Origin of the sequence: Sutterella sp. (genome assembly GCF_052272535.1) — a bacterium.
Classification (GTDB): Bacteria; Pseudomonadota; Gammaproteobacteria; order Burkholderiales; family Burkholderiaceae_F; genus Sutterella.
In genome coordinates this window covers 1-6,715 of record NZ_DAVZJY010000134.1, presented here as the reverse complement: position 1 = coordinate 6,715, position 6,715 = coordinate 1, and the positions used below count along the sequence as shown (strand labels likewise).

The window sequence follows — 6,715 nt, the reverse complement described above, 5'->3', positions numbered from 1 at the left end:
CCGGCACCCGGCTCTCCGACCCCGACGACGTCGCCGCTCCGGAGCTCGAACCTTCGCCTGAAGACTTCTCCGAAGGGGGCGACGCGCCCGTGCCCGACATGCCCGAGGGCTTCGGCGGCATGGACGAAGCGGAGTTCGCCGGCCTCGCCGACGAGGCGGCCTCCGCTGCGCCCGACGACTTCATCCCCGACGCCGATCCCGATCTCGGCCGCCGCGGCCGCTAAAGGACGCTCTCCGGCGGCGGACGTCTGTATTTTAGAATCCCTCAAAATCAAGTACCAGTAACAACGGGTTACATATTTGCGCGTGCAACATCTTGATTTTTGTAGGCGGTTTTACCAATTTTAGATTTGAAAACCTGATCCGTGTGGCAGAATTTGTTTGATCCGCCCGAATTTTTCCGGCGGAGCCGCCGGCTTGCCCCCCTCGGAGGGCGGCGTACGGCGGCCCCGGCCGGCGGCGTTCGGGAGCGCTCACTCCGCTTTTGAAGGGGCGCGTCTGCGGATCCTCTGCGGCCGCGCGTCTGCGCCGCTGCGGAGCAGCTCAAGGACGGTCCGCGCAGGGAGGCTCGCGCAGGGTCGGTCCGTTCGTCCCCGCCGCAGGGAGCGCAAAGCCGGGAGGCTCCGGCGGCTCCTTCGGCCGGAGAGGAACGATCAAGGAGAGGCACATGGCGACGGCAAAGAAGACGAAGAAAGAGAAGGCGGCGGCCGCGGTGACGATCGAAGCCGCACCGGCGAAGAAGCACGGCAAGAAGAAGGAGAAGACTTCGGAAGCCGCGCTCGAAACGTCGGGCCTGACGCTTTCAATCGAGGCCGTCGAGACGCCTAAGCCCAAGAAGCGCCGCGCCAAGAAGGCGGCGGTTGAGGAGCCTGCGGAAACGGAAAAGCCCCGGCTGAGAAAACCCGCGCGCAGGAAGGCGGCCGCCCCTGAGGCGCCCAATGAGGCTGCGCAGGAGCCGGAGACTCCGGCATCCGAAGCGCCCGCCGGGACCGCGCCGGAGGCGCTCGTTTCTGCTGCGGCGCCTGAACCGGCACCGAAAGCACCGTCTGAAGCGGCGCCCGCCGCGCCTGAAGAGACGTCGGCGAAGCCCGCGCCCAAGAAGCGCGCTTCGCGCTCGACGAAGGCGAAGAAGCCGGTGCCCGAAAAGACGGTGGAGGCGGCTGCGGAAACGAATGCGGCGAAGGCTGAGGAGAAGGCCGCCCAACCGGCGCTCGAGGCGGCGGGCGAAGCCCCGGCCGCTCCCGCCGCGGCCGAAGAGAAGCCCCGGCGGCGCACCCACCGGAAGGTCGCGCCCGCCGCTGCGGCCGCGCCCGCTGCCGAGCAGACCGTTGAGGCCGCCTCTGAAGCGGCGCCTGAACCCGCTCCTGAGGCGGCTCCTGAAGCCGAGGCGGCTCCCGCGAAGCCCGCCCGCGCGCGCAAGCCCCGCGCCGCCAAGAAGGCCGCTGCGCAGAAGACGCCCAAGGCGCCGAAGAAGAAGCCCGGCAGAAAGTCCAAGAAGACGGGTGACGAGGATTTCGACGAGGACGACGGCGGCATCGTCGATCTGATCGACGAAGACGACGGCGAGGAGAGCTTCGAGGACATCCCCGAACTTGAGGATGTGGAGGACGTCGAGGACGCGTCGGACGCCCCCAACGACAACGACGACGGCTCCGACGGCGCCCAGGAGGGCGGCGACGAAGCGTCCGACGGCTTGGTCGAGGAGGCCGGGGACGCGCCCAAGAAGGCGCGCCGTCCGCGCCGCAACCGCGCAGCGCGCGACAAGGCGCTCCTCGAGGCGATGAAGCACGGCTACGGCTCCGAAGAGGAGTCGAAGGAGGACCGCCGCTCGCGGCTCCTGAAGCTCATCACGCTCGGCAAGGAGCGCGGCTACGTCACCTACAGCGAGATCAACGACAACATCCCGAACACGCTCCTCGACGAGGACGCGATCGAGACGATCGTCAACATTCTCGGCAACCTCAACATCGCCGTGCACGAGGTTGCCCCCGACGAGGAGCAGCTCCTCATCCAGGGCGCGGGCGAGGCGGTGAGCGACGAGGACGCCGAGGCCGAGGCCGAAGCCGCGCTCTCGACCGTCGAGAGCGAGTTCGGCCGCACGACCGACCCGGTGCGCATCTACATGCGCGAGATGGGGTCGGTGGAGCTCCTTTCGCGTCAGGGCGAAATCGAGATCAGCAAGCGCATCGAGGACGGCCTGAAGCACATGGTGCTCGCGATCGTGCGGTGCCCCGTCACGGTGCAGGAGATCCTCGAGGGCGCCGAGCGCATCCGCTCGGGCGATGCCGCGATCGACGAGATCGTCGACGGCATCGTTTCGCCCGACGACCAGAAGAACGTCGTGGGCTCGAACCCCGACGAGACCGACATGGGCGCCTCGGCGATGACCGTCGGGCAGTTGGAGGAGCTCAAGGTGAAGAGCCTCGAAGTCTTCGACAAGGTGGGCGAGCACTTCCGCACGCTCGTGCGCGCATTCGACGATAAGGGTCCGAAGGCCCCCGAACTCGAGTCGCTCAAGGACCAGATCCAGCAGGAGCTGATGGGGATTCGCTTCACCGCGAAGACCGCCGACCGGCTCTGCGAGTCGCTTCGCCGCACGATCAACGACGTGCGCCGCAGCGAGCGCGTGGTCTACGACGAGTATGTCCGCAAGGTCGGCATCGACCGCGAGTGGTTCCTGAAGACCTTTATCCCGAACGCCACCCGCATCGGCTGGGTGGACGACGTCGCCGCGGCCTTCCCCGCGAAGGCGCAGGCGGTGACGCACCTGCGCGCCACCGTCGAGGAGGAGCAGCGCCATCTCGCCGAAGTCGAGAAGTCCGCGCACATGACCGTGGATGAGCTCCTCGAGACCTATAAGCAGATGGCGACGGGCGAGGCGAAGGCGCGCAACGCTAAGCGCGAGATGACCGAGGCGAACCTGCGCCTCGTGATTTCAATCGCGAAGAAGTACACCAACCGCGGCCTGCAGTTCCTCGACCTCATTCAGGAGGGCAACGTCGGCCTCATGAAGGCCGTGGACAAGTTCGAATACCGCCGCGGCTACAAGTTCTCGACCTACGCGACCTGGTGGATCCGCCAGGCGATCACGCGCAGCATCGCCGATCAGGCCCGCACCATCCGCATCCCGGTGCACATGATCGAGACGATCAACCGCATGAACCGCATCACGCGTCAGGAGCTCCAGGAGACGGGCGTGGAGCCCGACAGCCGGCGCCTCGCAGAACTCATGGAGATGCCCGAGGACAAGATCCTCAAGATCATGAAGATCGCCAAGGAACCGATTTCGATGGAGACGCCGATCGGCGACGACGACGATTCGCACTTGGGCGACTTCCTCGAGGACACGCAGACCGTGGCGCCCGCCGAGGCCGTGCAGAATTCGAGCCTCTCGGAGACCGTGCGCCAGGTGCTCGACAGCCTTTCGCCGCGAGAGGCGAAGGTGCTGCGCATGCGCTTTGGCATCGAGATGCAGTCCGACCACACGCTCGAGGAGGTCGGCAAGCAGTTCGACGTCACCCGCGAGCGCATCCGCCAGATCGAAACGAAGGCCCTGAGAAAGCTCCGTCACGAGTCCCGCGCGAAGAAGCTCAGAAGCTTCATCGAAGGGGACGACAAGAAGTAGCTTCCGGCCGCGGGGAATTCCCCGCCCGGAGTGCAGGAGAGGCCGCCTTCGGGCGGCCCCTCTCTCTTCCGCCCTCCGCTCCGGCGTCCTTGATTGGCGCCGGATTTGCTTCAAAAATGCGCGGCGCGCGCAATTGCAAAAAGCAGTTGAAAAGCCTTTTTGCGCGCGGTATCCTAACCGCCTTTTCGCCGCACCAAAGGGTTTTCGACCCGCATGGGCGCGGTCCGGACGGCACTCACCAAAGAGAGAAGGAATCCGCTCCTCATCCGAAGCGAGGGGAGGGATCAGACGGCGGAGACGATTCATCCGCAAGGTGCCGAGGCTTCCGGACGGAGCCCAATGGGGAGAAGGTGCAACGGCCCCCTTCTGAGGGGGGCGGTGCGGCGGACGGGAGGCCGGAGGGAGGGCTTCAGGGGAAAAGGAGCGGATCCGCAAAGTCAACGAGAGTCTGCGGCGGCGTGCATGCATGCGGCTGCAGGCTTTTTGCGTCCTTGCGCAAACGTCTTTTCTTCTGTCGACGCTTCTTGTCCGGCGGCACTTTTAGCGAACGCAACTGACAGGAATTCTGCCCGACGCGTCCCGCCGATCTCTTCGGAGAGGGCCTGGGGCGCCGAGGGAGGACACTATGGGCAAGACGACAACGAAGACGACGGCCAAAGCCATGGAAGACGACGAAAAGACGCCCGCCAAGACGAAGAAGACCGCCGCCAAGAGCGAAAAGAAGGCGGAGAAGGCCCCCAAGGCTGCGAAGTCCGGGGATGAAGCCGCCAAGCCCGCCAAGGCGAAGCGCACGAAGAAGGCCGCGGCCGAAACGGCGGGCGACGAGGCTGCCGAGAAGGCGCAGAAGCCCGCCAAGGCGAAGAAGGCTGCCAAGCCCAAGACCGAAAAGGCGAAGAGCACGAAGGCGAAGGGTTCGAAGAAGTCCGCGAAGGCCGCGAAGGCCTCCGAGGAGATGGACGAATCCGAAGACGAATTCAACGAAGACGCCGCGATTGATCCGGACGTGATCGACGAGAGCAAGATCGGAGCGGACGACGAGGCGGACGACGTGGGCGCCGACGAAGAGGCTGCGGAAATCGACGCCTGGCAGGCGGACGCCTCGGACGCCTCGGACGCCGAGCCCGCCGCCGGCAAAGACGACGGCGCCTCCGCCGCGGGCGGCTCGATGCCGCGAAACGGCTACGGTGAACTCGTGCGCCTCGGCCGCAACCGCGGCTGGGTGACGCTCGCCGACATCAACGACTATCTCCCCGAGAGCGCGCTGCGCACGTCGGAAAACCTCCAGGAGGTGACCGAGCAGCTCGGCCGCCTCAGCATTCAGGTCTTCGACGCGCCCCCCGATGAGGACGACATCCTCATCAACGGCATGGGCGGCGACTCGGGCGAGGACATCGACGAGGACGACGCCGCGGTGGTGCTCACCCCCGAGGAGTCCGCCGGCCTCTCCAAGGACCCGCTGCGCGCGTACCTGCGTGGCGTGGGCTCGCACAAGCTCCTGACGCGCGCGGGTGAAATCGAGGTCGCCAAGTCGATCGAGCAGTTCACCATCCGCCTCGTCTCGACGATCGTTCAGTACCCGAACGCCGTCGAAGAGATCCTGCGCCTCGGCGAAGTGCTCAAGGACGAGAACGTCGCCGTGGACACCGTGGTGGACGGCTTCAACGACGCCGCCGCCAAGGCGAGCGAGGAGGCCGACGCCAACAACGCCGACGAGATCGCGACCGACATCGGCGCGGCGGCCATGACGGTCGACCAGTTGGCCGAAATGCGCGAGCGCGTGCTCTCGCTCTTCGAGGCCGCCCGCGGCGCCCTCGAGCGCGTGCGCGCCTCCTACGGCCAGCCCGGCCGCGAGAAGGAGTACCGCAAGGCCCTGAAGGACATGTCCGACGCCCTCTCGCCGATCCGCTTCTCCGTGAAGCTCGTCACGCAGATCACGGACCACATCGGCGCGCACATGGACGAGGTGAACGACACCCTGAAGAAGATGCGCCTCACGCTCGTGGACCACTGCCGCATGTCGCAGCTCGAGGCCGTGGAGCTCCTCAAGAGCCCCGAAGTGACCGACCCCGCGTGCTTCGACCGGCTCGTCGCGAGCGGAAAGCCCTGGGCCGAGGCTGTGGGCCGCTCCATCGCGGTTCTGAAGGAGCAGCAGGACGTCCTCATCCGCGCTGAGAAGAACGGTCTGCTCACGCTCTCCGAACAGCGTGAGCTCGGCCGCGCGATGAAGCTTGCCCAGAACAACCTCATGCAGGCGAAGGCGAAGATGATCGAGGCGAACCTGCGTCTCGTCATCTCGATTGCGAAGGGCTACGTCAACCGCGGCCTCGCGATGACCGATCTCATCCAGGAGGGCAACCTCGGCCTCATGAAGGCGGTGGACAAGTTCGAGTACCGCCGCGGCTACAAGTTCTCGACCTACGCGACCTGGTGGGTGCGCCAGTCCGTCACCCGCGCCGTCGCGGACTTCGGCAACACGATCCGCATCCCGGTGCACATGACCGAGTCCTACAACAAGCTGCGCCGCCAGAAGCAGAAGTTCCTGCAGCAGCACGGCCGGCAGCCCACCGAGCAGGAGCTCGCCGAGCTCGCCGACCTCCCGCTCCAGAAGGTGCTTCTCCTCACGCAGGCGATGCGCGGTGTCGAGTCGATCGACGCGCCGATCGGCGACGAGGAGGATGCGACGAAGCTCGACTTCGTGCGCGGCGACGAACACGACGACCCGAGCGTCGCCTTCCAGGGGCAGTCGATGGTGGAGAGCATTCAGAAGTCTCTGAACGAGCTCACCCCGCGTGAAGCCCAGGTGCTGCGCCTGCGCTACGGCATCGGCACGAATCAGGACCACACGCTCGAGGAGGTGGGCCGCACGCTCGGCCTCACCCGCGAGCGCGTGCGCCAGATCGAGTCCGCGGCGATCAGAAAGCTCCGCTCGCCCGACTTCACCGACCGCCTGCGCGACTACCTGTCGAACTGACGGTCCCGACGGGCGCCTTCGGCCGCCCGCGCCCCCGCGGGGCGGGACATACCCGCCCTTCCGGGCCAGGGCTGACGCGTAGCAGGCTCTAATTGCTTGTTGTGCGCCAGCCCTAATTC

General features: G+C 66.5%; 3 protein-coding genes. All 3 read left to right on the top strand.

Features of this window, described 5'->3' with window-relative positions; genetic code table 11:
• On the top strand, positions 1-224 hold a 224-nt coding region (locus ACT6Y9_RS07525; protein WP_443744073.1), incomplete at its 5' end, for a hypothetical protein.
• A 911-nt stretch (positions 225-1,135) separates the two neighbouring features.
• Positions 1,136-3,625 (top strand): RNA polymerase sigma factor RpoD, encoded by a 2,490-nt coding sequence (gene rpoD / locus ACT6Y9_RS07520; RefSeq protein WP_443744074.1) that lies wholly within the window; start codon positions 1,136-1,138, stop codon positions 3,623-3,625.
• Positions 3,626-4,250: 625 nt separating this feature from the next.
• Complete coding sequence (locus ACT6Y9_RS07515; RefSeq protein WP_443744072.1) at positions 4,251-6,596, top strand: sigma-70 family RNA polymerase sigma factor; 2,346 nt, start codon at positions 4,251-4,253, stop codon at positions 6,594-6,596.
• Positions 6,597-6,715: the final 119 nt, after the last annotated feature.